Here is a 25122-nt window from a genome sequence, read left to right as displayed (position 1 = left end):
CTTACTGCACCCGGGTCGAGGAAACGCCCGCTGCGGCAAGCTGGTCCTGCACGCTGCCCGGCCCGGCGAGATGTCCGGCGCCCACCGCGACGAACACCGTACCCGGCTTGTCGAGCCGCGCCTTGAGCCACTTCGCCCAGTTGGCATTGCGATCGGTGATGAGCACCTTGCGGATTTCGGGGTCGCTCTCGTCCTCGTTCATCAGTTCGGCGAGGTGGTCGGCATCGCCCGCCTTCCACGCGGCGACCATCCTGTCGACGTCGGTTTTCACGTCGGGCAGCGCTTCGACCACTTCGTCGAGATAGGCGCGCTGAGTCGGTTCGGAGAGGTTGTCGAACAGGCTGATCTGGTAGTCGACCGTCTCGAAGGCATGGTTGGCCAGATGCCGCGCCCGCGCCCTTGCCGCGACCTGCTGGTCGATGCCGGTCTCGGTGTTGTAGCCGGCGGTCTTGAGCGGGATCAGCGTCAGCATCAGTGCGGCGAACCAGGCATCGTTGGCATCGAAAGCCTGCGCCGGAATGCCGATGGAGGTCAGCGCGCCCTCGTAAGCGGTGCGCTCCTTGGCGGAGAGCGTGTCGCGCAGGGACTTGCCGTCCTTGCGCGCGGCCATCTGCAGGATCGTCTGCTGTGCCTGTCCGGTGTCGTCGATGGGAATTTCCGTCACCAGTTCCTGCGCGCTGTCGAGCGCCTTGGCGACCGGACCGGCGTACCAGTCCACCTGCTCGGGCAGGACGTGGATCGTGCCGAACAGCCAGATCGTGGTGTCCTCGTCCGCGACTTTCCAGAGCGCCGGTCGGACGGCGGGCGCCTGAGCGGCCTCCTGCGCCGAGGCCAGCGGCGCCGACAGGGCGGTGAAGGCGAGCAGCGTCGAGCCAAGCCAGTTGCGAAGGCGGATGCGGGCGGGGGTCATGGCGTTCCTATCGGGCAGGAGACTGTAAGGATGGATGAACGGATCAGCGCCAGCGGCGCCAGCCCCACCCGATGCACCACACGATGCAGACGGCGACGAAGATGAGGGCGTGGTCCGGCTCGGGCAGCATGCCGCCGCGCCAGGCAATCCACCACACCGGGGTGATCGTGACGTAGCCGTAGAGCGCCAGCACCGCCCCGAACTCGTATTCCGCGCGCTCGATCTCGTCGAGGGTCATGTGCCAGTAGACCGACACCGCCATCGCGACCAGCCACCCGGCCAGCAGCGCGACCGCGAAGACCCGGCTGATCGGCGCGGTGTTGACCAGCGCGTCGAGATAGGCGCCGCCATCGTGCAGGTCGCCGGAAAGCTGGCCGCTGACCCCGGCGATCACACCGACGATGACGGAAACGCCCAGAGACAGATAAAGCGCCATTCGGGAGCGACGCACGCGCGGGCTGCGCGGCATCGTCATCCGGCTGCGGACCGAGAGCATCAGCCATCCTCCGCCAACGAGCGCCAGCGCGGCCAGCCCGAGGCCGATCACGACGCCGGTGCGGAACTCACCATGCTCGCGCCATGCGGCGATCACGCCCGCAGCGATCCCCGCTCCGAAGATCGCAAGGAAGAACCCGCCGCCAAGCCTCAGGGCGACACCGAGATTGCCAAGCGGCTTCTTTGTCTCAGCGATGTCCGTCATCGAATATCTCCTCGATGGAAAGGGCGAACAGCCGCGCGATGCGGAAGGCGAGGGGGAGCGAGGGATCGTGCTTGCCGGTCTCGATCGCGTTCACCGCCTGGCGGGATACGTCGAGGCGCTCGGCAAGCTCGGCCTGGCTCCAGTTGCGTTCCGCGCGCAGCACTTTCAGCCGGTTGTTCACGCTCAGGCCAGCGGGGCGAGGACCACGATGCGCGAGACCGGCTCGGCATTGTGTGAATGCGACCGGGGGGCGGCATCCGCCTCGAAGGCGATCAGCGCCACCGAAAGTGCGACAAGCGCCATCGCCAGCAGCAGGATCACCTTGTGCTCGGCACGCGGGGCAGGGTGGCCCCAGTAAAGATAATTGCGACGCTCTTCGGCGGTGGCACCAGGCTTGCCGAAGAACAGGGTTTCCAGAACGCTGCGGACGGTGACGCCCTTGAACAGGTCGGTCATGATGCACCTCGTCATGAAGTCCTGACCATATGTCAGGTATTCCTGACTTTATGTCGCGATTCGCTGACCATGTCAACAAAACCTGACATTAGGCCGCCGCAATGCTTTGTGTTGTTGATTTGACAGCCCCGATCCGCCAAAGGCCGCGCATTCAAGAATTCGACGGAACCCCGATGACCGCCGCCAAACAGCCGCTCAGCTTCCAGGACATGATCCTGACGCTCCACAATTTCTGGAGCGCGCAGGGCTGCCTCATCCTGCAGCCTTACGACATGCGCATGGGCGCAGGCACCTTCCACCCCGCCACGACGCTGCGCGCGCTCGGTCCCGAGCCGTGGAAGGCTGCCTATGTCCAGCCCTCGCGCCGCCCGACCGACGGGCGCTATGGCGAGAACCCGAACCGGCTGCAGCACTATTACCAGTATCAGGTGATCCTGAAGCCGAACCCGGAGAACCTTCAGGAACTCTACCTGCAGAGCCTCGCCGAGATCGGCGTCGATCCGCTGGAGCACGACATCCGTTTCGTCGAGGACGACTGGGAAAGCCCGACGCTGGGTGCCTGGGGTCTGGGCTGGGAAGTCTGGTGCGACGGCATGGAAGTGACGCAGTTCACCTACTTCCAGCAGATGGGCGGCTTCGACTGCAAGCCCGTCGCGGGCGAACTGACTTACGGCCTCGAACGTCTGGCGATGTACATTCAGGGCGTGGATTCGGTCTACGACCTCAGGTTCAACAACGAAGGCGTGAGCTACGGTGACGTCTTCCTCGCCAATGAGCAGCAGCAGTCGAAGTACAACTTCGAGATCGCCGACACCGACGCGCTGTTCGCCGGCTTCAAGGCCGCCGAAGCCGAGTGCATGCGCTGCATCGACGCCAAGGTGCCGCTCGCGGCCTACGATCAGGCGATCGAGGCGTCGCACCTGTTCAATCTGCTACAGGCGCGCGGCGTGATCTCGGTGCAGGAACGCGCCAGCTACATGGCCCGCGTGCGCGATCTCGCCAAGGGATCGTGTCAGGCGTGGATCGACGTGAACAAGGACAAGTGGGAAGCCAAGTTCCCCGGGTGGACCGTATGACCGACTTCCTTCTCGAACTGCGCAGTGAAGAAATCCCCGCCCGCATGCAGGCGGGCGCGCGCGCCGATCTGGAAAAACTGTTCCGCAAGGAACTCGCGGCCGCAGGCGTCACGCCCGGCCAGATCACCGTGTGGTCCACGCCGCGCCGTCTCGCGCTGATCGCCAATGGCCTGCCCGACGTAACCGAGGCCGTCAGCGAGGAGACCAAAGGCCCCGCCACCAGCGCGCCCGAACAGGCGCTCGAAGGCTTCCTGCGCAAGACCGGCCTGAGCAAGGACCAACTCGAAGTCCGCGACGTCAAGGGCAAGGACACGTACTTCGCCGTCGTCGAGAAGCCCGGCCGCGCCGTGAGGGACGTGCTGGCCGAGGCGATCCCCGCCATCGTGCGCGCCTTCCCCTGGCCCAAGTCGCAGCGCTGGGGCGCCGCGTCGATCGGCACGGATTCGCTGCGCTGGGTGCGTCCGCTCTCCGGCATCGTCGCCATTCTGGGCGAGGATCTTGTCGAGTGCGAAGTCGGCGGCATCCGCTCGGGCTATGCCACGAAGGGCCACCGCTTCCACGCGCCCGGCGAGATCACCATCGGCGGCGCGCATGACTATGCCCGCAAGCTGTCCGCCTGCCACGTCATCGTCGATCATGTCGAACGTCAGGACTTGATCCGCGACGAGGCGCGCAACGTCGCCGCCGCAGCCGGTCTCAAGCTGGTCGAGGACGAGGGGCTGGTGATCGAGAACGCCGGCCTCACCGAATGGCCGGTGCCGCTGCTCGGCCGTTTCGACGAGGCGTTCCTCGAAGTCCCGCCCGAGACGATCCAGCTGACCGCGCGCGTCAACCAGAAGTATTTCGTCTGCGAGGACGCCGAGGGCAACCTTGCCGACGCCTTCGTCTGCACCGCCAACATCGACGCCACCGACGGCGGCGTCGGCATCGTTGCGGGCAACCGCAAGGTTCTGGCCGCGCGCCTGTCCGACGCGCGCTTCTTCTGGCAGCAGGACCGCAAGGTTTCGCTGTCGGATCAGGCGAAGAAGCTGGCCCGCATCACCTTCCACGAAAAGCTGGGCACCGTCGCCGACAAGGTCGAGCGCGTGGCCAAGCTGGCCGAGTGGCTGGCCGCCGAGGGCATCGTTCCGAACTGCGATCCTGTACTGGCGCGTCAGGCGGCGGAACTGTGCAAGGCCGATCTCGTCACCGAGATGGTCGGCGAGTTCCCCGAACTGCAGGGCCTCATGGGCGGCTACTACGCCCGCGCCGAGGGCCTGCCCGACGCCGTGGCCGACGCCATCCGCGACCACTACAAGCCTGTCGGGCAGGGCGACGAAGTGCCCACCGCACCGGTTACGGTGGCTGTGTCGCTGGCGGATAAGCTGGATACGCTTGTCAGCTTCTTTGCCATTGAAGAGAGGCCTACGGGCTCCAAAGATCCATTCGCCTTGCGCCGTGCGACTATCGGAACTCAGATTCAGATCACAAAGAACGATCTTCGAGCCGATCTGCTGCCAATATTTGATCGAGTTCTTGCGATACTTTGCGAGCAGAATGAGAGCATTTACGGTCGCCTGACTGCGCTTGGGCAAGCTGTCGAGAGCATCTCTGCATCCCAAAACATACCTTTAAACAAACGTTATATGTCGCCGCTGCAACTTGAGATTGAGCAAAGATCGCTGGACTTGCTTAACTTCTTCGCCGACCGCCTCAAGGTCCAGCAGAAGGAAGCGGGCGTTCGCCACGACCTGATCGACGCGGTGTTCGCGCTCGGCGGCGAGGACGATCTGGTCCGCCTGCTCGCCCGCGTCCATGCGCTGCAGGCGTTCGTCGGCAGCGAGGACGGCGCGAACCTCCTCGCGGGCTACAAGCGCGCCGCCAATATCCTCAAGAAGGAAAACTGGTCGGCGTCCGATGCTGCACCCGCGCACCCGCATACCGGTGACGAGGACCCGCTCGAAAACGTGGACGATCCCGACATGCAGGAAATCTATGCTGCGGCAGGCTCGGGGCTCGGCTATCCGGCCGAACCGGCGGAAAAGGCGTTGATCGACGCGCTCGATGCTGCGGAACCTCGGGCAGCCACAGCCGTTGCTGCAGAAGATTTCGCAAGTGCAATGAGTGCGCTGGCATCGCTTCGCGCACCTATTGACGGGTTCTTTGATCAGGTGACAGTCAACGATACTGACTCCATAAAAAGAACATCTCGTCTTGCACTGCTTGATCGCTTCCGTGCTGCGGTGCACAACGTAGCGGATTTCTCGCGGATCGAGGGGTAGGAGGGTTTCCCCACGGTCTGCATTCTTGCGCAAAAATCCCGGAGATTTGGGACTAATGACTAAGCAGGTCTACACGTTCGGCGGCGGCGTAAAGCACGACGATCCGCGCGCGAAGGACAAGGTGATCACCGGAGGCAAGGGCTCGAACCTTGCCGAGATGGCCGGAATCGGCCTGCCGGTGCCTCCCGGCTTCACCATCACCACCGAAGAATGCGTGAAGTATCTCGCGGAGGGCGCGAACTTCTCGGACGAACTGCGGGCCGAAGTGGCCGAGGCGCTGGCCCATATCGAGAAGTCGGTCGGCAAGTCCTTCGGTGATTCTACTGATCCGCTGCTGGTCTCGGTCCGCTCGGGCGCGCGCGTCTCGATGCCGGGCATGATGGACACCGTGCTGAACCTCGGCCTGAACGACGTGACCGTGGAGGGTCTCGCCGCTACTTCGGGTGACGATCGTTTCGCGTGGGACAGCTACCGCCGCTTCATCCAGATGTATTCGGACGTCGTGCTCGGCGTCGAACATCATCTGTTCGAGGAAGCGCTGGAGATCGCCAAGGAAGACAACGGCTACGACAACGACGTCGAACTGACCGCGAACGACTGGCGGGGGCTGGTCAAGCAGTACACCGCGATCGTCGAGCGTGAACTGGGCAAGCCGTTCCCGCAGGACCCGCAGGAACAGCTGTGGGGCGCGATCCAGGCCGTGTTCGACAGCTGGGATGCCGACCGCGCCAAGGTCTACCGCCGCCTCAACGACATCCCCGGTGACTGGGGCACCGCCGTCAACGTGCAGGCCATGGTCTTCGGCAACATGGGCGACACCTCGGCCACCGGCGTTGCGTTCACCCGCGATCCGGCGACCGGCGAGCGCGCCTACTACGGCGAATGGCTGGTCAACGCGCAGGGCGAGGACGTCGTCGCCGGCATCCGCACCCCGCAGTACCTGACCAAGGCCGCCCGCGAGCGCGCCGGTGCCAAGCCACTGTCGATGGAAGAGGCGATGCCCGAGGCATACGCCGAACTCGCCGCCGTGTTCGACCTGCTCGAAAAGCACTACCGCGACATGCAGGACATCGAGTTCACGGTGCAGCAGAACAAGCTGTGGATGCTGCAGACCCGCTCGGGCAAGCGCACCGCCAAGGCTGCGCTCAAGATGGCCGTCGACATGGTCGAGGAAGGCCTGATCGACGAAGCTACCGCGATCAAGCGCGTCGATCCGATGGCGCTCGATCAGCTGCTTCACCCCACGCTCGACCCCAAGGCGCCGCGCGACATTCTCGGCAAGGGCTTGCCCGCATCGCCGGGCGCGGCTTCGGGCGCGATCGTGCTCGACGCCGACACCGCCGAGAAGCGCGCCGAAATGGGCGAGGCGGTCGTTCTCGTCCGCGTGGAAACCTCGCCTGAGGACATCCACGGCATGCACGCAGCGAAGGGCATTCTCACCGCGCGCGGCGGCATGACCAGCCACGCGGCGGTCGTGGCGCGCGGCATGGGCCGTCCCTGCGTCTCGGGCGCATCGGGGCTGTCGATCGACATGAAGACCCGCACCCTGCGCATCGGCAACCGCGAGCTGAAGGAGGGCGACCTCATCACCCTCGACGGCGCCAACGGCGAGATCATGGCGGGCGAAGTCGCCACCATCGAGCCGGAACTGGCAGGCGATTTCGGCACGCTCATGGAGTGGGCCGACAAGCACCGCCGCATGAAGGTGCGCACCAACGCCGAGACGCCCGCCGACTGCAAGATGGCGCGCCAGTTCGGTGCCGAGGGCATCGGCCTGTGCCGCACCGAGCACATGTTCTTCGACGCCGGCCGCATCTCCGCCGTGCGCCAGATGATCCTGGCCGAAGACGAGAAGGGCCGCCGCGAGGCGCTGGCCAAGCTGCTCCCCGAACAGCGCGCCGACTTCCAGGCGATCTTCGAAGTGATGGCGGGCCTGCCCGTCACCATCCGCCTGCTCGACCCGCCGCTGCACGAATTCCTGCCGCACAGCGACGCGGAATTCGCGGAGCTGTCGGACGCGATCGGCATCGGCGTGGATACGCTCAAGCGCCGCGCGGACGAACTGCACGAGTTCAACCCGATGCTCGGCCATCGCGGTTGCCGCCTCGGCATCACCTTCCCGGAGATCTACGAGATGCAGGCCCGCGCCATCTTCGAGGCAGCCTGCGACGTCGCCTCGGCATCGGGTGAAGCGATCGTGCCGGAAGTGATGATCCCGCTCGTCGCCACCAAGCGCGAGCTGGCGATCCTCAAGAAGGTCGTCGATCAGGCTGCGGCCAAGGTGTTCGAGGAGAAGGGCAAGACGCTCGACTATCTCGTGGGCACCATGATCGAGCTGCCGCGCGCAGCCCTGATGGCGGGCGAGATCGCGGAAGAAGCGAAGTTCTTCTCGTTCGGCACCAACGACCTGACGCAGACCACGCTGGGCGTCTCGCGCGATGACGCCGCGCGTTTCCTCAGCCCCTACGTCGAGAAGGGCATCTACCCGCGCGATCCGTTCGTCAGCCTCGACATCGAGGGCGTGGGCCAGCTGGTCCAGCTCGGCGCCGAGCGCGGCCGTGCGACCTATGCCGACCTCAAGCTCGGCATCTGCGGCGAGCACGGCGGCGACCCGGCCTCGATCGCGTTCTGCGAGAAGGTGGGTCTGGATTACGTCTCGGCCTCGCCCTACCGCGTGCCGATCGCGCGTCTGGCGGCGGCGCAGGCCGCGCTGGCGTAAGGGTTTGCAAACCGGGCAGTGGTGACCCTGCTGCCCGGTTTTCACAAGCCCGTCACCCTGAACTTGTTTCAGGGTCCATTTGGCAACCTGCCCCGGAGCGTTGTGTCGCCAGCGGCCATTACGGCTTACTGTCCGACGCTCCGGCGACAAGGCACAATGGACCCTGAAACAAGTTCAGGGTGACGATGCTTTTTTCCAGCGGGTGTGCGTCAGCGCTTCCACCCGGACAGCGTCATGATCTCGAACCGCTCGACCGTGCGGCCGCCTTCACCGGCGGCCGCAAACGCATCGTGCGCCCGCGCCAGCGCCGCCTTGCCCAGCGCCGGACCGGGATCGGCGAGCACATTGCCGAGACCCTGCGCGCGCAAGTCCCCGACAAGCCTCCCGAGGCTGCGGAACCCCACGTCCAGATGGCGATGGTCCGCCACCGGGTCCGCGTAGAGCGTGCGCTGGAGCAGCTGCGCACCAGCACGCACGTCCACCGAGGGGTGAAGGCGCGGGGCAGGGCGCTCGCCGTCCGCCGCCAGCATGACCTCGCGCATGACCGGCAGGCTGCCGGAGCCGAGGAAGCTGGCGATCAGCAGTCCGCCCGGCGCCAGCGCCTTGCGTGCGTGGACGAAGGCGCCGGGAAGGTCGTTGACGGTGTCCAGCGTGCCGAGGCTGGCGATGAGGTCGAAGCCGTCGAACGGCCAGGGCTGTTCCTCGGCGAAGCCGATGGCCGGGTCCACTTCGGTCACCGTCACACCCTGCGCCCGTAGCGCCGCGGGAAGCGCCTCCGAGTAATCGCCGACAACCAGCGCCGTCTTCGGCTCGAAGCGCAGGAAGGAGAGGCGTTCGAGCACGTCCTCCACCATGTCGTCGATCAGGTAGCGCGGGGCATCCGGCTGCTGCTGGAGCCGGAGCATCCGGCGGCGCATCGCGACGCGGCGGGTGGGCGAGAAGATGCGAGGGGGAGCCTTGGTTGCCATGGATGCTCCCCTGCCGCGTCGATGAAAACCTTGCAATGCCCTCGTGGCGTGCTTGTCCTGCAACCGGGCGTGCATAGGATCGCGCCATGGGCCTGGGACACATACTCGCACCGCTCGTCGATCTCGTGTTTCCGCCGCGTTGCCCGCTGTGCGGGGCGGCGATAGGCTCAGCGGCGGGGCTCTGTGCGGATTGCTGGAGTACGCTGGCGATCCCGGGCGATCCGGCCTGCGCGGCCTGCCAGCGGCCTTTCGGCGATACGATGCCGCAGGGCGGCACCTGCGCCCCGTGCCTTGCCGATCCGCCGCGCCATGCCGGCATTGCGGCTGCGACGCTCTACAACGAACCTTCGCGCAAGCTGGTGCTGGCGTTCAAGCACGGGAATCGTATCGCGCTCGCGCCGGTGATGGCCGGGCTGATGGCGCCCCGGCTGCCTTTCATCGATTCCGAGTGGCTGTTGGTGCCGGTGCCGCTGCATCGCTGGCGGCTGTGGAAGCGTGGCTACAATCAGGCGGCCGAACTGGCCCGGCAAATCAGCCGGCGCAGCGGTGCGCGGCTTGCGGTGGATACGCTGGTTCGGCGCAAGGCGACGCGCTCTCTGGGCGGCCTCGGCAGGTTGGCGCGCAAGCGAGCCTTGTCGGGCGCGATCGCCGTCAACCCGAAGCGGAAATCGGGGTTGAAGGGGGCGAAAGTCGTGCTGGTGGACGACGTGCTCACCAGCGGGGCCACCAGCGATGCCTGCGTATCGGCGTTGAAGCGGGCCGGAGCAGAGCGGGTGGTGATCGCCTGCTTCGCACGAGTGCTGGATGAAGCCCTGGATGTTGCCTGAGTATGAAATCGGGCCGGACCATGGAATCGGGCATGGACGCGAAAACGCCCGGAACCTTGCGATTCCGGGCGTCCTCGTGACGAAACTGTTGAACCCTGCTTGCGCAGTTCAGCGGTGCCCCTGATACCGCCTGGTCCGATCCCTCATCATAGCATTCCCTGAACCGTGGCCCGCTTTCGGTTTCAGGCAGATGTTCCTTGCCGAACACTTGCCTGCGAGCGACCTGTGGGTCAGAAGCAGCCCCCCAGCTGCAAGGCCAGAATTCATCGAATCGTCTTTTTTGGAAAGAGGCTTCAAGGAGTCGGATGGATTTTGATCGGCCGCTGTGGCTGTCGTGCAACAATTATTTCACTGTTAGCGGAAACAAGGGAATCCGGGACTGATGACAGAGGTTACCGCCGCCGATCGCGAACTGGGAACGGCGTTCCTGCCGCGGTTCGACGCACAGGGTCTGCTGATCGCCATCGCCATCGATTCGCGCACGCGCGAGATCCTGATGGTCGCGTACATGGATGCCGAGGCGCTGGAGAAGACCCGGGAGACGGGGCTGGCGCACTTTCATTCACGCTCCCGCGGGAAGCTGTGGCTCAAGGGCGAGACGTCCGGACACTTCCTGCGCATCGATGAGATCCGCGTCGATTGCGACCAGGATGCCCTCGAACTGCGCGTGACGCCCGAAGGTCCGGCATGCCACACTGGCGCACGCAGCTGCTTCTACCGGCGGCTTGACGGCGATGTGCTGGAACGGGTGGAACCTTGATCTTCCTCCCCGAGACACGCTTGGGGAGGAAATTTGGTGGTCAGGCCAGGATCTCGTCGAAGAACGAGAGCATCGCGGCCCAGGACTGGCGATCGGCGCTGACGTTGTAGTCGAGAAAGGCCATGCCTTTGTCCGGGCTGTGCGGGTCGGTGAACCCGTGCTTCACGTTACCGTAGCTGTGGAAGTGCCAGTCGGCTCCGGCCGCGTCCATTTCCTCCCAGAAGGCCACGACATCGGTGCGGGGCACGAGCGGATCGCCGTCGCCGTGGCAGATCAGGATACGGGGCTTGATGCCGCCGGCCTGGGCCGGTGCCGTTGTAGGCAGGGTGCCGTGGAAGCTGACCACACCGGCCAGATTCTCACCCGCGCGCGCGGCTTCGAGCACGGCCTGGCCGCCCATGCAGTGACCGATGGCGAAGACTTTCAGGCCTTCTGCCAGATCGCGCAGCGCCTCGATCCCCGCGATGATGCGGGCGCGGTAGTAGTCGTTGTCCTCGCGCAGCTTGCCGGCCATCGGGAACGAGGCCTCGAAGCTTTCCACCGGTTCGCCGTAGAAATCGGTGATGAGCGTCAGGTAACCCTCTGCGGCGAGCTTGCGGGCGCGTTCCTCCATCAGCGGGATGACGTTGGCGATCGTCGGGAACAGCGCGACGGCGGCACGCGGAGCGCCCTCTGGCCGGGCCAGCCAGCCGGTGAGCGCAACCCCGGCATGCGAATAGGATACGGGTTCTAGCGTAGGGGTAGTCGTCACGATGGATATCACTCCGGCAGGAAATCGGGGACCGAGAGATAGCGCTCGCCGGTGTCGTAGTTGAAGCCGAGGATGCGGCTGCCGGCGGGCAGATCCTTGAGCTTCTGGGCGATCGCGGCCAGCGTCGCGCCGGAACTGATGCCCACCAGCATGCCTTCGGCGGTGGCGCAGCGGCGCGCCCAGTCCTTGGCGTCGGCGGGATCGACCTGGATGGCGCCGTCGATCGACTGGGTATGCAGGTTGCCGGGGATGAAGCCCGCGCCGATGCCCTGGATCGGGTGCGGGCCGGGCTGGCCGCCGGAGATCACCGGCGAGAGCGTCGGCTCGACCGCGTAGGCCTTCATCGACGGCCAGGTCGCCTTGAGTGTCTCGGCGCAGCCGGTGAGGTGACCACCGGTGCCGACGCCGGTGACGAGCACGTCGATCGGTTCGTCCGCGAAGTCCTTGAGGATCTCCTGCGCGGTCGTCTTCACATGGACATCGACGTTCGCCGGGTTGTCGAACTGCTGGGGCATCCAGGCGCCCGGGGTCGCCTCGATCAGTTCCTTGGCGCGCTCGATCGCGCCCTTCATGCCCTTTTCGCGCGGAGTGAGGTCGAACTTGGCGCCGTAGGCCAGCATCAGGCGGCGGCGTTCGACCGACATCGATTCGGGCATGACGAGGACAAGGGTGTAGCCCTTGACCGCTGCCGCCATGGCGAGCCCGATACCGGTGTTGCCCGAAGTCGGCTCGATGATGGTGCCGCCGGGCTTGAGGCTGCCGTCGGCTTCGGCTGCCTCGATCATGGCGAGGCCGATGCGGTCCTTGATCGAGCCGCCGGGGTTGGCGCGCTCGGCCTTGACCCAGACCTCATGGTCCGGAAACAGGCGCGAGAGGCGGATGTGCGGGGTGTCGCCGATGGTGGCGAGGATGCTGTCGGCCTTCATGATTACTGCTCCCAACGGGCTTCGAAGGTACGGGCACGGCGCAGTTCCGGGAACAGCCAGGCCCAGGCAAGGGTGATGACTATGGCAGCGCTGCCGCCGAAGACAACTGCTCCGGTAGCGCCGAGAAGGGCGGCGGCGAAGCCGGACTGGAACTCGCCCAGTTCGTTCGAGGCCGAGACGGCGAGACCGGAAATCGCGGAGACGCGGCCGCGCACGGTATCAGGCGTGCGCAGCTGCACGAGCGAGCTGCGGATGAACACAGAGATCATGTCGGCGGCGCCAAGGCACGCGAGGAAGGCGAGCGAGAGGAGGAAGTGGCGCGAGAGGCCGAAGCCGATGGTCGCCGCGCCATAAGCGACGACGGCGGCCAGCATCTTGACCCCGACGTTGCTGGCAAGCGGACGAAACGAGAGCCACAGCGCCACCACCGCCGCGCCTGCTGCCGCTGCCGCGCGCATCTGGCCCAGCCCCTCGGGACCGACGTGCAGCAGGTCGCGCGCGAAGACCGGCATCAGCGCGGTCGCGCCGCCGAGCAGCACCGCGAAGAGGTCGAGCGTGATGCAGCCGAACAGGAAGCGCTCTCCCCAGACGAACCTGAAGCCGTCGACGATCTGGCGGATCGGGTGCGCCTTGGCGGGATCACGCGGGATTTCCGGCAAGTGGCGGATCGCCTGGATGGAGACCGAGGCGCCGAGCGTGAACAGCGCCGAGCACCAGTAGGGCAGGGCATGGTGGGCGGCGAACAGGAATCCGTAGGCCGCCGGGCCGATGATCGTGCCGGCCTGCATCGCGATCGAGTTGAAACCGATCGCGCGCGGGATCAGCTTGGGCGGCACGATGTTGGGCGCGATCGCCGACATCGCGGGGCTGATGAAGACGCGCACCATGCCGTGCATCACCGCGAAGGCGTAGAGCACCGGCAGGCTGCGCACCTCCAGCGTCGTGACGATGCCGAGGCCAAGGGCGACGCACATGTCGAGCAGCGCGGCGATTCCGGCCACCTTGCGCCGGTCGAACCGGTCAGCGACGACACCGGCCACCGGAGTCAGCAGGAACACCGGCAGGAACTGCGCGAAGCCAAGCAGGCCGAGCTGGAACGAGGCCTGGGTGATCGACATCTGATAGTCGGTGCGGGCGACGTCGTAGAGCTGGTAGCCGATGATGACGACGGTGCCGGTCGTCGCCAGTACCGCGAAGAAGCGGGCAAGCCAGAACTTGCGGTAGTCGGCGATCTGGAGCGGGGAGGACGGCCCGCTGTCGGAAGAAGGATGGGGGAGACTCACGCGGTGCTGAATGGCAGCGTGGTCCCCCGTTGCCAAGTGATGGTTGGCTTGATTTTCTTAATACGTGAACTTGGCGGTGACGCGCACGTCGCGGCCGGCGATCGGCACGAAGTCGCTGGTGAACGAGGCGGCGCGGCGTCCGATCACGTCGAACAGGTTGTTGGCCGCGAGCATCAGCGTGACCGGGCCGTCATCGCCCAGCGGGTGCCAGTCGGCACTGAGATTGACGAGGGTGAAGGAAGCGGTTGGGTTCTCGTAGTCGCCGACGCGGTCCTGCTCGGCGTTCCACTCGACTTCGCCGCGCACGCGCACCGGGCCGAGGGTGACGGCGCTGCCGCCGCGCACGCGCAGCGGCGGGATGCGCGGGACCGGGCCATAACCCTTGATCTGGGCACGGGTGTAATCGGCGGCGGCGTCGAAGCGCAGTTCGCCGCTGTCCCAGGCCGCCGCCTGGAAGCTGCCCGAAGCCTCGAAGCCCGTGAAGCGCGCCTCGACGCCGGTGTACTGGTAGACCGGCTGTTCCTCCTGCTCGGCGCCGGTGGCGAGGGGGGCGATGTAGTTGTCGAAGTCGGTGAGATAGCCGGTCAGCGCGAAGTCGAACTTCGGCGTATTGTAGCGCAGGTACGCCTCGAAGCCGTTGCTCTTCTCCTTGCCGAGGGTGCTGTCGCCCAGTTCGTAGGACTGGGTGGCGATGTGGATGCCGTCGCTCAGCAATTCCTCTGGCGAGGGCGCGCGTTCGCCGTGGACGAAGTTGGTGCCGAGGCTGAAGCCGGTGCCCGACTTCCAGCTCGCGCCCACCGCGCCCGACCACAAGTCGAACCGCTTGTCGAAATCGCTTCCGCGCGACTGGACGTGCGAGGTGTCATAGCGGCCGGAGGCATCGAGCGTGAAGCCCGCGCCGAGATCGAGCGACTGCAGCGTGAACACGCCGAAGCGTTCGATCTCGTAGTCGGGAACGACCGCCTCGGGGCCGGTGACGGTCAGGCTGCGCCACAGGTACTGCACGCCGCTGCGCCCGCGCCAGCCGCCATTGTCGGCCTGGACGAGGTCGAGGCGGGTTTCCAGGCCCTCGCCCTCGAACACGGTGCCGACCTCGTCGCCCTCGAACTCGGTGTGCTCGTAATCGGCATAGGCGCCGCGCACTTGCACGCTGTCGAACAGGCCCGAGAGCTTGAGTTCGCCTCGCAGGTCGAAGCGATTCTGCTTGAGGCCGATGGTGACGTCGCCATGCTCATGGGCGTGTTCCTCGCCTTCCTCTTCCTCCTCGTGACCATGGCCGGTCTCGGGGCGCGAAGGGACGCCGTACTTCGTGTCATAGTGCTGGTAGGAAATGCCGAGGCTGCCGCCGGCATCGATGAAGGCAAGGCCGGCGCCGATCGTCTTGGTGCGTGCGGCGGAGTTCGGCAGGCGGTTCCTGCGGCCGGCCTCGGTCTCGAGTTCGGCGGCTTCGGTTTCCTCACCATCTTCGCGCAAGTGCTCGGCGGCGTGAAGCATGTCACCCTGCAGCGCCGGGGAATAGACGCTGCCGCCTACCCTGAGGTCGTCGGCCTTGCGCCAGGAGGCATCGACGTGGGCGACGAAGCGGTCGCCCAGCGGCGCGTCGATCGCGCCGCTCAGCGCACGCTCGTCGGCGGCGGTGGCGTAGCTGCCGATGCCGGTCGCGGTGATCCGCTCGGGCACCTGGCGCGGGATGCGCTTGTCGATGGCGTTGACCGCGCCGCCGATCGCATTGCCGCCGTAGAGCAGCACGGAAGGCCCGTGGAAGACGTCGATGTGATCGACCGTCAGTGGGTCGAAGACCACGGCATGATCGACCGAGACGTTGGAGGCGTCGAGCGAGCCGATGCCGTCGGTCAGGACGCTCACCCGGTCGCCGCTGAAGCCGCGCAGGACCGGGCGCGAGGCGCCGGGCGAGAAGCTGGTCGAGGATACGCCGGGAAGCGAATTGAGGATTTCGCCGATCTGCCCCCGCGTCTGCGCGACGAGGGTGTCGCCCGAGACGCTGGCGGTCGCCGCGAGCAACCCGTAGTCCGTCGGCGGATGGCCGACAACGACGATATCCTTGCCGGCGTCGTCATCGTGGTGGGCGGGCGCATGGGCGCTCCTGTCGGCAGAACCACGAGGGGAGGCGTTCGCATCGTCATCCTGCGCGCAGGCCGGGCTGGCGATCAGGGCGGTGGTGGGAAGTAGGCTGGCGGCGGCGGCCAGCAAGGCGATTCGGGAGGGCCTGTTGCTCATGCCGTTATCGCTAATGGTGATGTTATAATGTATCAATATGCTGCACTGCAGCGGATATGAATTGTCTTCTTTCAGAAATACACTGAAATGAAATCCGGTTTCAGCGGCGGGGGCGCAAGCGCGGATTGGGCTGCAGCGTGTCGACGAGCTTGAGGAAATCGTCGATGCGGATGATGCGTTCGAACTGGAATCCGGCGCGGCCTTCGTGGGTCCAGATCATGTGCGCCTCGATCCGGCCCACCACCGGCAGGCGCATGACGAGCCGTTCGCCGCGCTCCAGCTCCATTTCGCTGTCGACCATGAACCCTTGCGCGGAAACGTTGACGATGTGCAGGCTGAGGTCGCCAAGCTGGCGGTGCTCGGCGATCACAGTGAAATCGACCGGGTGACGCGCGGCGCGCCGCTTGTCGGTCACAGTGAGCTGGGCTCCCGAACTCATCGTCGTTTTCATGCCTCTGTTCTTGATCGTGCCGGGAACAATAGTCCCAAATGGCAAACAACCGGTTAATTCCGCCGGTCCCGAGGCAGCAGGGACCGGCGGAAACGCATTCAGATGCCCTTGAGAATGCCGTGCTTCTTCTTGCCGAGGCTGAGCTTGCGGCTGGTCCCCGCCGGAACGGTGACGAGGAGCGCCGGATCGTCCACCGCCACGTCGTCGAGCCGCACCGCATTCTCGGCGATCTTGCGCTTGGCCTCGCCGTTGGAGGCGACGAAGCCGAGTTCCACGCAAGCCGCGCCGAGGCGGATGCCATCGGCGCCGACTTCGATCGTCGGCAGGTCGCCGCCCATGCCGCCGCCCGCGAAAGTCGCCTGCGCGGTGGCTTCGGCGGACTTGGCGGCTTCCTCGCCGCGGCACAGCTTCGTCGCTTCGTTGGCGAGGACGATCTTGGCGGCGTTGATTTCGTTGCCTTCAAGGGCTTCGAGGCGCTCGATCTCGTCCAGCGGCAGGTCGGTGAACAGGCGCAGGCGCTTGCCGACGTCGCGGTCGTCGGTGTTGCGCCAGAACTGCCAGTAATCGAAGTGCGAGAGCTGATCCTCGTTCAGCCACACCGCGCCGCCGACCGTCTTGCCCATCTTGGTGCCGTCGGCATTGGTGAGCAGCGGCGTCGTCAGGCCATAGACCTGCGTGCCGTCGACGCGGCGCGAGAGTTCGACGCCGTTGACGATATTGCCCCACTGGTCCGAACCGCCCATCTGCAGGCGGCACCCCGCCTTGCGCGACAGTTCCAGGAAGTCATAGGCCTGCAGGATCATGTAGTTGAATTCGAGGAAGCTGAGCGACTGCTCGCGATCGAGCCGCAGCTTGACCGAGTCGAAGCTGAGCATCCGGTTGATCGAGAAGTGCTGCCCGATGTCGCGCAGGAACGGGATGTATTCCAGCTTGTCGAGCCAGTCGGCGTTGTCGACCATGATCGCGTCGCTGGGGCCGTCGCCGAAGGTCAGGAAGCGCTCGAAGACGCGGCGGATCGAGGCGACGTTCTCCTTGATGAGATCCTCGGTCAGCAGCTTGCGCGCTTCGTCCTTGAAGCTGGGGTCGCCGATCTTGCCGGTGCCGCCGCCCATCAGGACGATCGGCTTGTGCCCGGCGCGCTGCAACTGGCGCAGCATCATGATCGAGACGAGGTGCCCGACGTGCAGCGAAGGCGCCGTCGGGTCGAAGCCGATATACCCCGGCACCACCTGCTTCGCGGCGTAGGCGTCAAGGCCCTCGGCATCGGTGAGCTGGTGGATGTAGCCTCGCTCGTCGAGGAGGCGCAGCAGGGTCGAATTGTAGGTCATCGGTTCCGCTTCGTTTTAAGGGAAGCGCGCGCCTAGCACGGGGAGGGGGGGAAATAAATCGCCGATGGGCGGTCTGGGCCGAGCACGCATATCACCAGAACCGGATTGCCACACCGCCCTTCCAGCGCATAGCGAGGAACCATGCCCGAACTCGCTTTCCATCCCGCACACCCGCCTCTTGCTGTCCGTAGTGTCGAAGCGCGGATCATCGGCCACGACGCGACATGGCTGCGCGCGCGCTGGAAGATCATGGGTGCGGCAAAGCTGGTGGTGCCGCCTTTCGCCGGCAAGGGCAGGGCGGACGGGCTATGGCAGACCACCTGCTTCGAGCTGTTCCTGCAGGCGGGCGAGGGCCCGGACTATGTCGAGATCAACCTCTCGCCCTCCGAGCGCTGGAACGTCTACGACTTCACCGGTCCGCGCCGGGGCATGGCGGAGCGGGCGATGCCGCGCGAGCCGGACTGCACGATGCGCCTGGGCACCGACATGGCGATCTTCGACGCCGCGATCCCCGCCGCCGGTCTCCCGGCCGCGCCCTGGCGCTGCGGCTTTACCGCGGTGATCGAGGAGCAGGGCGGCACGAAAAGCTACTGGTCGCTCATCCACGGCGGCGAGGCGCCCGACTTCCACGATCCCGCTTGCTTCGCGGCGGAGGTTGCGGCACCGAGCGCGCCATGAAATTCGGTATCGACCGCCTGCTGGCAGACCCCGCCCTGCGTGCCCCCCTCGAAGGCAAGCGCGTCTCGCTCGTCGCCCATCCCGCCTCGGTCACCGAGGGGCTGGTCCATTCGCTCGACGCGCTGATCGCGGCCGGGGTCAACGTGACCAGCGCCTTCGGCCCGCAGCATGGCCTCAAGGGCGACAAGCAGGACAACATGGTCGAGACGCTCGACGAGACCGATCCGGTTTACGGCATCCCGGTGTTCAGCCTCTACGGCGAGGTGCGCCGCCCGACGGGCCAGATGATGTCCACCGCCGACGTCTTCCTGTTCGACCTGCAGGATCTCGGCTGCCGCATCTATACCTTCGTCACCACGCTGCTCTACCTGCTGGAAGAGGCCGCCGCGCAGGGCAAGAGCGTGTGGGTGCTCGATCGGCCAAACCCGGCGGGCCGCCCGGTCGAGGGCACCACGCTGCTGCCGGGGCAGGAGAGCTTCGTCGGCGCCGGGCCGATGCCGATGCGCCACGGCCTGACCCTGGGCGAGATGGGTCACTGGTTCATCCGCCGCTTCGGCCTCAACGTCGATTACCGCGTGATCGCGATGGAGGGCTGGGAGCCCGAGGCGGCACCCGGCTTCGGCTGGCCGCAGGATCGCATCTGGATCAACCCCAGCCCCAATGCCGCCAACCTCAACATGGCCCGCGCCTATGCCGGGACAGTGATAATCGAGGGCGCGACCGTCTCCGAAGGGCGCGGCACCACGCGCCCGCTCGAAGTCCTGTTCGGCGCACCGGACATCGACGCCAAGGCGGTGCTCGCCGAAATGCAAGCCTTCGCGCCCGAATGGCTGGCAGGCTGCGCCATCCGCGAATGCTGGTTCGAACCAACCTTCCACAAGCATGCGGGCACGCTGTGCAATGGATTGATGATCCATGCCGAGGGCGCCTTCTACGACCATCACGCGTTCCGTCCGTGGCGACTGCAGGCGCTGGCCTTCAAGGCGATCCGCCGGCACTATCCCGACTATCCGCTCTGGCGCGACTTCCCCTATGAATACGAGTTCTCGCGCCTCGCCATCGACGTCATCAACGGCGGTCCGGCGCTGCGCGAATGGGTGGACGATCCGGTCGCCGCGCCTGCCGATCTCGAAGCGATCGCCGGGGCCGACGAAGCGGCATGGCGCGCAGAGGTGGCGGATCTGCTGCTGTACTGACCGGCGAAGCCGTCAGCGCGCCGGGGCGAGTTTCGCGTCCCGACCGTCGAAGACCGGCGGCTCGATCATCCGTCCAGTGCCGGCTTCGGTCAGCACGGGGCAGCCGTCGACCCGCTTTTCCACGGCGCTGAGCAGCATCGGCGCGTCCTTCCCGCTTTCGAACTTCGCCGTGTCCGAACGCATCGAAGCCCTTTCGACCTTGTAAGCGCACTGGCGCGGCTTCGTTTCGTCAGCAGCGGCGCCTTGGGCGGCAACGCAGGCGGCGAGCGTCACCCCTTCTTGCGGGTCAACTCGCGCATTGCCCCGTCCAGGCCGTCGAGGGTCAGCGGGTACATCGCCCCGCCCATGATCTCGCGGATCATCCGGGTGGAGCCTGAATAGCCCCACTGACGCTCGGGCGAGGGGTTCAGCCATACCGTCGCCGGGTAAGTCTGCACCACGCGGTTCAGCCAGACTGCGCCCGCTTCCTCGTTCATGTGCTCCACCGAGCCGCCGGGGTGGCTGATCTCGTAAGGGCTCATCGCCGCGTCGCCGACGAAGATCACCTTGTAGTCGTGCCCGTACTTGTGAAGCACGTCCCAGGTCGGCGTGCGCTGCGACCAGCGGCGGCGGTTGTCCTTCCACACCCCTTCGTAGAGGCAGTTGTGGAAGTAGAAGAACTCCATGTTCTTGAATTCCGCGGTGGCGGCGCTGAACAGTTCCTCGACCAGCCGGATGAACGGGTCCATCGAGCCGCCGACGTCGAGGAACAGCAGCACCTTCACCGCATTGTGCCGCTCGGGCCGCATGACCACGTCGAGCCAGCCCTGCTTGGCCGTGCCCGCGATCGTCGCGTCGAGATCGAGTTCCTCCGCCGCGCCTTCACGGGCGAAGCGGCGCAGGCGGCGCAGCGCCACCTTGATGTTGCGCGTGCCGAGGTCTCGGGTGTTGTCGAGATTGGCGAACTCGCGCTTCTCCCAGACCTTGATCGCGCGGCCCTGCTTGCCCTCACCGCCGATCCGCACGCCTTCCGGGTTGTAGCCCGAGTGCCCGAACGGCGAGGTGCCGTTGGTGCCTATCCACTTGTTGCCGCCCGAGTGGCGCTTCTGCTGTTCTTCGAGCCGCTTCTTCAGCGTCTCCATGATCTCTTCCCAGTCGCCGAGAGACTTCACCGCCTCCATCTCCTCGGCCGAGAAATAGCGTTCGGCGAGCTTCTTCAGCCAGTCTTCGGGAATATCGACAGGCTGCTGCCCGTAGTCGCTGAGGATGCCCTTGAAGACCTTCTGGAACACCTGGTCGAAGCGGTCGAGCAGGCCCTCGTCCTTCACGAAGGTGGCCCGGCTCAGGTAGTAGAACGCCTCGGGCGTCTGCTCGATCACGTCCTTGTCGAGCGCTTCGAGCAGCACGAGGTGCTCCTTGAGCGAGGCCGGGATACCGGCTGCGCGCAGTTCGTCGATGAAGTTCAGGAACATGCGCTGGCCTCCCGGCGGGTTGACACGGAACGACCTGCGAAACCGTCGAGAAAAGCCCCGCAATTCACTGATTTCATGAAATTTTCTATAAACCCCGCGTGACCTTTCAGCGCACCGCAAGGTGACAGGTTCGAGAAGGGCCGCAGGATCGTCATGCGCGGCATCCTATCGGCTTGGCGCTATGTAGGAAAATGCCGCGCCGGCCTGCATATCTCAGACCTGCGGCGCGGGGGCTGGAGCAGGCGGCTGCTGCGGCCAGCGTTCCAGCGCGGGATCGATCACCGCCCAGTCCGGCGCGTCGTCCGTCCAGATCGCCATCGCGGGGCTCACCCCGTGATCGCCTTCCAGCATGCCGATGCGGATGGTGCGGAACTGCGGGCGCGCGCTCGACCGGCCGAGGACCGGACTGCCGCAGGACGTGCAGAACTCCTGCGTCAGCGTATTGCCACTGGCGGCGACGTAGACGAATTCGCCGCGCGTCCCGGTGATCGTCACCGCTTCGGTCGGGAACATCGCGTTGTGCGTCGGCCCGCCGCCGGCCGTCTTCTGGCACTGGCGGCACCAGCACTGGCGCGTGGCGGCCGGCTCGGCGGCGATCTCCACGGTGACGGCGCCGCAGTTGCAGCGGCCATGGTAGGGCGCCGGCATCTCAGCGGTTCCCGCGCGCCATGAAGGCGAGCCGCTCGAACATCATCACGTCCTGCTCGTTCTTGAGCAACGCCCCGTGGAGCGGCGGTATCGCCTTGCCGGGGTCGCGGTTCTGGAGCACGTCGAGCGGCATGTCCTCGTTCATCAGCAGCTTGAGCCAGTCGAGCAATTCGCTGGTCGAGGGCTTCTTCTTGAGGCCGGGCACTTCGCGCAGTTCGTAGAAGATCTCCATCGCCTTTCTCACCAGCACCTTCTGGATGCCGGGGAAGTGGACATCGACGATCGCCTCCATCGTCTCGCGATCGGGGAACTTGATGTAGTGGAAGAAGCAGCGGCGCAGGAAGGCGTCGGGCAGGTCCTTCTCGTTGTTCGAGGTGATGATCACGATCGGACGCTCCACCGCCGCGACGCGTTCGCCGGTCTCGTAGACGTCGAAGGCCATGCGATCGAGTTCGGCGAGGAGGTCGTTGGGAAACTCGATGTCGGCCTTGTCGATCTCGTCGATCAGCAGCACCGGCAGCTGCGGCGCGGTGAACGCCTCCCACAGCTTGCCCTTGCGGATGTAGTTGCCGATGTCGTGGACGCGTTCGTCGCCCAGTTGGCCATCGCGCAGGCGGGCGACGGCATCGTATTCGTAGAGGCCCTGGTGGGCCTTGGTGGTGGACTTGACGTTCCAGGTGATGAGCGGCGCGCCGAGCGCCTCGGCGATCTGTTCGGCCAGTACGGTCTTGCCGGTGCCAGGCTCGCCCTTCACCAGAAGAGGGCGGCGCAGCAGGACGGCGGCGTTGACGGCCACCTTGAGATCATCGGTGGCGACGTAGTTGCTGGTGCCTTCGAAACGCTGCATCGGCTCTTCCTGCTCGCTTTAACTATGCGATTAAGCCCTATGTTCGCGCGTGCGGCAAGGCAATAGCTTTGCCTCGCGCACCGTGCAGGCGGCACGGCCGGCATGGACAACCCCGCCGGGGCGTTGCACAGCACGGGACATGGGGGCACGATTCCTGCGCAGGATGGACTGGCTGGGCGCCGCGCGCGCCCTCGGCTACTTGCGCCTGCTGGCGCTGCTCAACGCCGCCATGCTGATCGTTCTGGTCGCGACGTCGCACCGGGGCATCGATCGCAACGGTTTCCTGCTGGGCAGCGATTTCATCAGCTTCTGGACGGTGGGCCGGATGCTCCATGCCGGCGGCGCGGTCTATGACACGGCCGCGCACATCGCGGCGCAGCGGACGTATTACGCGCCGCCGGGTGGCTATACGGCGTTCTTCTATCCCCCCTCGTTCCTGCCGCTGTGCTGGCCGCTGGGCCTGCTCGGCTACTTTCCGGCGCTGGCGGCCTGGCTGCTGGCGACCGGCGCCTGCTATGTCGCGAGCGTCAGGGCGTGGTGGCGCGAGGCCGGGAGACCGGCGCCGGCCTGGCTGCTGCTCGCGGCCTTCCCGGCGGTGCCGATCGTGGTCACGCATGGCCAGACGGCATTCCTCGTCGCGGCGCTGCTGGGCGGCGGCGTCCTGCTGGTCCGGTCGCGGCCGATGCTGGCGGGCGTGCTGTTCGGGCTCGCGACGATCAAGCCGCAGTTCGGCGTGCTGCTGCCGCTGGTGCTGCTGCTCACCGGGCAGTGGCGCACGATCCTTGGCGCGGCGGTCTCGGCGCTCGTTCTGTGTGCGCTGGGTGCCGTTCTGTCCGGGGCAGAGGCCTGGCCGCAGTGGTTGGCGGCCAGCACCCGGGCGCAGGAGGCGATGACGCAGGGCGCGGTGAACCACGCCAAGATGATAAGCCCTTTCGCCGCGCTCAAGCTTCTGGGCGCCGCGACGACCGTGGCTTACGCCGTCCAGGGCGCCGTCTCGCTCGCGGTGGCGGCCATGCTGGGCCGGGCGGCATGGCGGCGGGGATGGTCGCAGGCGCTCGGCGCGGCCGTTCTGGCCGGCGCACCGCTGGCGACGCCCTTCGCGCTCGACTACGACATGGCGGTGCTGGCCTTCCCGCTGCTGTGGCTGACGGGGCAGGGCCTGCGAACGGGCTTCGCCGACTGGGAAAAGCTGGCCGTTCTGCTCGCCTTCGCCGCCCCAGCGTTCGCCCGCCCGCTGGCGCTGGCGACGGGAGTGCCGATCGCGCCGCCGATCCTCATGCTGCTGTTCGCGGTAACCTTGCGGCGATCACTGCGCGGCTGACACTTTCGCCAGACGCAGCATCAGCGTTTCGAAACGCTCGGTGTCGAGCGGGGCATTCGGATCGTTCCAGCTTCCGGTGACCACGCTCCACCGCCCGGCCTTGTCGCGCAGCAGCCAGGTCATGCTCATCACGCCGTCCTCGGAGCCGCCCTTGTAGCCGAGGTATGACCAGAGGCGGGCGCTCGCATCGTCCATCGCCGGGTTGATCGCGAGGATATCCAGCGCCTCGGGGCTGCCCAGACGGCGCAGGTCGTCCATCACGCCCGCGAGGTCGGCCGGAGAGGCGAACCATTCGATTTCCCCGATGGCGACCGGTCCGTGGCCGAAGACCTCGCCGGGGTCGGCATGGGCGACGGCTGCGAGGTCGAGACCGTCCAGCAGGCGCTGGCGCTCGGCACCCGAAGCATGGACGTAGCGCTCCGCGGTCTGCGGCGCACCATGCGTCAGCGCACGCTTGAGGGCGAAGAGCTGCGCCGTCGTCAGCATCGGGGTGAGCGCGGCCGGATCGGCATGACCGGCCAGCCTGACTTCGCGCGCCAGCGCCTCCTGTCCGGCGAGGCGCACGAGAATGTCGGTGGCGGTGTTGTCGCTGATGGAGATCATCAGGCTGGCGAGCGTGTGCAGCGTCACCGGCGCCCCTTCGGGCAGGGTATGGATCGTGCCGCTCGGGAAGGACTTGCCGGACACCGGCACGATATCGGTCCAATGGCGACGCCCTTCCTTCACCTGCCGCGCGATCGCCGCGAGGACGTAGAGCTTGAACGAGGAGCCGACCGCGAAGGGCGTGGCGGTCTCGCGGCCGTGGCTCAGTCGCGGAGCACCGTCGCCGAGCCGGTAGACGGCAAACCCGGCCTTGCCGGGCAACTGCGCGAATTGCGCGGCGATCTGCTCGGCCGTGTCACCGCTGGGAGCGAGCGCGAAGATGCGAAAGCCCGATACCAGTCCGGGCGGATTGGGGTTCAGCTCGATCCGGGCGGGGGCGGTAGCGTTCGCGAAGTGCAATGTGAAGGTGGCCGATCCTTGCTTCTCGCGCCGGAAGGCGGACCAGGATTCGAGCGCGCCGCCTTGCGTGGTCAACTGGCTGGCCAGGGCATGCAGCTTCTCGGGCGGTACCGCGTCGAGGAACCGCGCGTCGAAAACGGCTGCGGATGAGGGCTGTTCCTTGCCCTGCATGATCGCCACGACCTGATCGATGCGGGCGCGCAATGCCGCTTCGCCGCCGTCCTGCGCCTGCACGGCAACGGCCGGAGCCAGCAACCCCGCCCCGGCAAGGACACGAAACACCATTCTGGCAAGACCACGCCACCGCTTCATCGCCATTCACCTG

Annotated in this window: 24 protein-coding genes; 8 read left to right on the top strand and 16 right to left on the bottom strand. The window is 66.4% G+C overall.

The window, feature by feature from the left end:
- Position 1: 1 nt before the first annotated feature.
- From V2S85_RS01830 to V2S85_RS01815, 4 genes are read right to left on the bottom strand one after another with little or no spacing between them, the layout of a single operon-like run.
- The gene (locus V2S85_RS01830) at positions 2–910 is read right to left on the bottom strand and encodes a TraB/GumN family protein (RefSeq protein WP_330701162.1); all 909 of its coding nucleotides are present in this window, start codon (positions 908–910) and stop codon (positions 2–4) included.
- A gap of 43 nt (positions 911–953) precedes the next feature.
- Positions 954–1610, bottom strand: a complete 657-nt coding sequence (locus V2S85_RS01825; protein WP_330701161.1) for a hypothetical protein — start codon at positions 1608–1610, stop codon at positions 954–956.
- On the bottom strand, positions 1594–1791 hold the full coding sequence (locus tag V2S85_RS01820) for a helix-turn-helix transcriptional regulator (protein WP_271183357.1): 198 nt from the start codon (positions 1789–1791) through the stop codon (positions 1594–1596). Before V2S85_RS01820 ends, V2S85_RS01825 begins: the two co-directional genes overlap by 17 nt.
- A 2-nt stretch (positions 1792–1793) precedes the next feature.
- On the bottom strand, positions 1794–2066 hold the full coding sequence (locus V2S85_RS01815) for a hypothetical protein (RefSeq protein ID WP_330701160.1): 273 nt from the start codon (positions 2064–2066) through the stop codon (positions 1794–1796).
- A 173-nt stretch (positions 2067–2239) separates the two neighbouring features.
- Here V2S85_RS01815 and V2S85_RS01810 point away from each other — a divergent pair, with 173 nt between their 5' ends.
- Genes V2S85_RS01810 through ppdK form a run of 3 tightly spaced genes read left to right on the top strand, consistent with a single transcriptional unit; the run spans position 2240 to position 8122 of the window.
- Positions 2240–3142, top strand: a complete 903-nt coding sequence (locus V2S85_RS01810) for a glycine--tRNA ligase subunit alpha (RefSeq protein WP_008831867.1) — start codon at positions 2240–2242, stop codon at positions 3140–3142.
- Positions 3139–5403 (top strand): glycine--tRNA ligase subunit beta, encoded by a 2265-nt coding sequence (gene glyS / locus V2S85_RS01805; RefSeq protein WP_330701384.1) that lies wholly within the window; start codon positions 3139–3141, stop codon positions 5401–5403. The genes V2S85_RS01810 and glyS overlap by 4 nt, the downstream gene beginning before the upstream one ends.
- A 55-nt stretch (positions 5404–5458) precedes the next feature.
- The gene (gene ppdK / locus V2S85_RS01800; protein WP_330701159.1) at positions 5459–8122 is read left to right on the top strand and encodes a pyruvate, phosphate dikinase; all 2664 of its coding nucleotides are present in this window, start codon (positions 5459–5461) and stop codon (positions 8120–8122) included.
- A gap of 209 nt (positions 8123–8331) precedes the next feature.
- Here the strand turns inward: ppdK and V2S85_RS01795 are convergent, their stop codons facing one another.
- On the bottom strand, positions 8332–9090 hold the full coding sequence (locus V2S85_RS01795; RefSeq protein ID WP_330701158.1) for a methyltransferase domain-containing protein: 759 nt from the start codon (positions 9088–9090) through the stop codon (positions 8332–8334).
- An 86-nt stretch (positions 9091–9176) separates the two neighbouring features.
- Between V2S85_RS01795 and V2S85_RS01790 the strand changes: the two genes are divergently transcribed.
- Positions 9177–9917 carry a ComF family protein gene (locus V2S85_RS01790; RefSeq protein WP_330701157.1) on the top strand — a complete coding sequence of 247 codons (741 nt, stop codon included), beginning with the start codon at positions 9177–9179 and terminating at the stop codon, positions 9915–9917.
- Positions 9918–10299: 382 nt separating this feature from the next.
- Positions 10300–10677, top strand: coding sequence for a phosphoribosyl-AMP cyclohydrolase (gene hisI / locus V2S85_RS01785; RefSeq protein WP_330701156.1), 378 nt, complete (start codon positions 10300–10302; stop codon positions 10675–10677).
- A 40-nt stretch (positions 10678–10717) separates the two neighbouring features.
- On the opposite strand, the gene V2S85_RS01780 is transcribed toward hisI, so the two are convergent.
- The 6 genes from V2S85_RS01780 to tyrS form a co-directional block, all read right to left on the bottom strand.
- Positions 10718–11428, bottom strand: a complete 711-nt coding sequence (locus V2S85_RS01780; RefSeq protein WP_330701155.1) for a dienelactone hydrolase family protein — start codon at positions 11426–11428, stop codon at positions 10718–10720.
- Between the two features lie 8 nt (positions 11429–11436).
- Entirely contained in the window at positions 11437–12354 is a 918-nt protein-coding gene (gene cysK, locus V2S85_RS01775) for a cysteine synthase A (protein WP_330701154.1), read from the bottom strand.
- 2 nt (positions 12355–12356) lie between these two features.
- Positions 12357–13637, bottom strand: a complete 1281-nt coding sequence (locus V2S85_RS01770) for an MFS transporter (protein WP_330701153.1) — start codon at positions 13635–13637, stop codon at positions 12357–12359.
- Between the two features lie 57 nt (positions 13638–13694).
- A complete protein-coding gene (locus tag V2S85_RS01765) occupies positions 13695–15875 on the bottom strand; it encodes a TonB-dependent receptor (RefSeq protein WP_330701152.1) in 2181 nt (726 codons plus the stop codon).
- Positions 15876–15975: 100 nt separating this feature from the next.
- On the bottom strand, positions 15976–16314 hold the full coding sequence (locus V2S85_RS01760) for a PilZ domain-containing protein (protein ID WP_330701383.1): 339 nt from the start codon (positions 16312–16314) through the stop codon (positions 15976–15978).
- A 110-nt stretch (positions 16315–16424) separates the two neighbouring features.
- Positions 16425–17654 carry a tyrosine--tRNA ligase gene (gene tyrS / locus V2S85_RS01755; protein ID WP_330701151.1) on the bottom strand — a complete coding sequence of 410 codons (1230 nt, stop codon included), beginning with the start codon at positions 17652–17654 and terminating at the stop codon, positions 16425–16427.
- 141 nt (positions 17655–17795) lie between these two features.
- Here tyrS and V2S85_RS01750 point away from each other — a divergent pair, with 141 nt between their 5' ends.
- Together V2S85_RS01750 and V2S85_RS01745 are read left to right on the top strand one after the other, a co-directional pair.
- A complete protein-coding gene (locus tag V2S85_RS01750) occupies positions 17796–18332 on the top strand; it encodes a DOMON-like domain-containing protein (RefSeq protein WP_330701150.1) in 537 nt (178 codons plus the stop codon).
- A complete protein-coding gene (locus tag V2S85_RS01745; RefSeq protein ID WP_330701149.1) occupies positions 18329–19528 on the top strand; it encodes a DUF1343 domain-containing protein in 1200 nt (399 codons plus the stop codon). The genes V2S85_RS01750 and V2S85_RS01745 overlap by 4 nt, the downstream gene beginning before the upstream one ends.
- 12 nt (positions 19529–19540) lie before the next feature.
- On the opposite strand, the gene V2S85_RS01740 is transcribed toward V2S85_RS01745, so the two are convergent.
- The 4 genes from V2S85_RS01740 to V2S85_RS01725 form a co-directional block, all read right to left on the bottom strand.
- Positions 19541–19801 (bottom strand): hypothetical protein, encoded by a 261-nt coding sequence (locus V2S85_RS01740; protein ID WP_330701148.1) that lies wholly within the window; start codon positions 19799–19801, stop codon positions 19541–19543.
- On the bottom strand, positions 19798–20979 hold the full coding sequence (locus tag V2S85_RS01735) for a vWA domain-containing protein (protein WP_330701147.1): 1182 nt from the start codon (positions 20977–20979) through the stop codon (positions 19798–19800). The genes V2S85_RS01740 and V2S85_RS01735 overlap by 4 nt, the downstream gene beginning before the upstream one ends.
- A 213-nt stretch (positions 20980–21192) precedes the next feature.
- A complete protein-coding gene (locus V2S85_RS01730; protein WP_330701146.1) occupies positions 21193–21627 on the bottom strand; it encodes a GFA family protein in 435 nt (144 codons plus the stop codon).
- 1 nt (position 21628) lies between these two features.
- Entirely contained in the window at positions 21629–22474 is an 846-nt protein-coding gene (locus tag V2S85_RS01725) for a MoxR family ATPase (RefSeq protein ID WP_330701145.1), read from the bottom strand.
- Positions 22475–22613: 139 nt separating this feature from the next.
- Between V2S85_RS01725 and V2S85_RS01720 the strand changes: the two genes are divergently transcribed.
- Positions 22614–23795: a glycosyltransferase family 87 protein gene (locus V2S85_RS01720; protein WP_330701144.1), complete on the top strand. Its 1182-nt coding sequence runs from the start codon at positions 22614–22616 to the stop codon at positions 23793–23795.
- Here V2S85_RS01720 and V2S85_RS01715 read toward each other — a convergent pair.
- Entirely contained in the window at positions 23781–25109 is a 1329-nt protein-coding gene (locus tag V2S85_RS01715) for a serine hydrolase (protein ID WP_330701143.1), read from the bottom strand. The genes V2S85_RS01720 and V2S85_RS01715 overlap by 15 nt on opposite strands.
- Positions 25110–25122: the final 13 nt, after the last annotated feature.

The sequence above is a fragment of the Novosphingobium resinovorum genome (assembly GCF_036352595.1).
Lineage (GTDB): Bacteria > Pseudomonadota > Alphaproteobacteria > Sphingomonadales > Sphingomonadaceae > Novosphingobium > Novosphingobium resinovorum_B.
The sequence above is the reverse complement of the archived record's forward strand: the minus strand, read 5'-3'. Positions and strand labels throughout refer to the sequence as shown.

Coding starts and splice junctions, on each gene's coding strand:
- V2S85_RS01745 (WP_330701149.1), top strand. CDS start 18,329: ATGAAATTCGGTATCGACCGCCTGCTGGCAGACCCCGCCCTGCGTGCC.
- tyrS (WP_330701151.1), bottom strand. CDS start 17,654: ATGACCTACAATTCGACCCTGCTGCGCCTCCTCGACGAGCGAGGCTAC.
- V2S85_RS01730 (WP_330701146.1), bottom strand. CDS start 21,627: ATGCCGGCGCCCTACCATGGCCGCTGCAACTGCGGCGCCGTCACCGTG.
- V2S85_RS01715 (WP_330701143.1), bottom strand. CDS start 25,109: ATGAAGCGGTGGCGTGGTCTTGCCAGAATGGTGTTTCGTGTCCTTGCC.
- V2S85_RS01795 (WP_330701158.1), bottom strand. CDS start 9,090: ATGGCAACCAAGGCTCCCCCTCGCATCTTCTCGCCCACCCGCCGCGTC.
- V2S85_RS01825 (WP_330701161.1), bottom strand. CDS start 1,610: ATGACGGACATCGCTGAGACAAAGAAGCCGCTTGGCAATCTCGGTGTC.
- hisI (WP_330701156.1), top strand. CDS start 10,300: ATGACAGAGGTTACCGCCGCCGATCGCGAACTGGGAACGGCGTTCCTG.
- glyS (WP_330701384.1), top strand. CDS start 3,139: ATGACCGACTTCCTTCTCGAACTGCGCAGTGAAGAAATCCCCGCCCGC.
- V2S85_RS01765 (WP_330701152.1), bottom strand. CDS start 15,875: ATGAGCAACAGGCCCTCCCGAATCGCCTTGCTGGCCGCCGCCGCCAGC.
- V2S85_RS01790 (WP_330701157.1), top strand. CDS start 9,177: ATGGGCCTGGGACACATACTCGCACCGCTCGTCGATCTCGTGTTTCCG.
- ppdK (WP_330701159.1), top strand. CDS start 5,459: ATGACTAAGCAGGTCTACACGTTCGGCGGCGGCGTAAAGCACGACGAT.
- V2S85_RS01810 (WP_008831867.1), top strand. CDS start 2,240: ATGACCGCCGCCAAACAGCCGCTCAGCTTCCAGGACATGATCCTGACG.
- cysK (WP_330701154.1), bottom strand. CDS start 12,354: ATGAAGGCCGACAGCATCCTCGCCACCATCGGCGACACCCCGCACATC.
- V2S85_RS01735 (WP_330701147.1), bottom strand. CDS start 20,979: ATGTTCCTGAACTTCATCGACGAACTGCGCGCAGCCGGTATCCCGGCC.
- V2S85_RS01720 (WP_330701144.1), top strand. CDS start 22,614: ATGGGGGCACGATTCCTGCGCAGGATGGACTGGCTGGGCGCCGCGCGC.
- V2S85_RS01760 (WP_330701383.1), bottom strand. CDS start 16,314: ATGAGTTCGGGAGCCCAGCTCACTGTGACCGACAAGCGGCGCGCCGCG.
- V2S85_RS01830 (WP_330701162.1), bottom strand. CDS start 910: ATGACCCCCGCCCGCATCCGCCTTCGCAACTGGCTTGGCTCGACGCTG.
- V2S85_RS01815 (WP_330701160.1), bottom strand. CDS start 2,066: ATGACCGACCTGTTCAAGGGCGTCACCGTCCGCAGCGTTCTGGAAACC.
- V2S85_RS01750 (WP_330701150.1), top strand. CDS start 17,796: ATGCCCGAACTCGCTTTCCATCCCGCACACCCGCCTCTTGCTGTCCGT.
- V2S85_RS01725 (WP_330701145.1), bottom strand. CDS start 22,474: ATGCAGCGTTTCGAAGGCACCAGCAACTACGTCGCCACCGATGATCTC.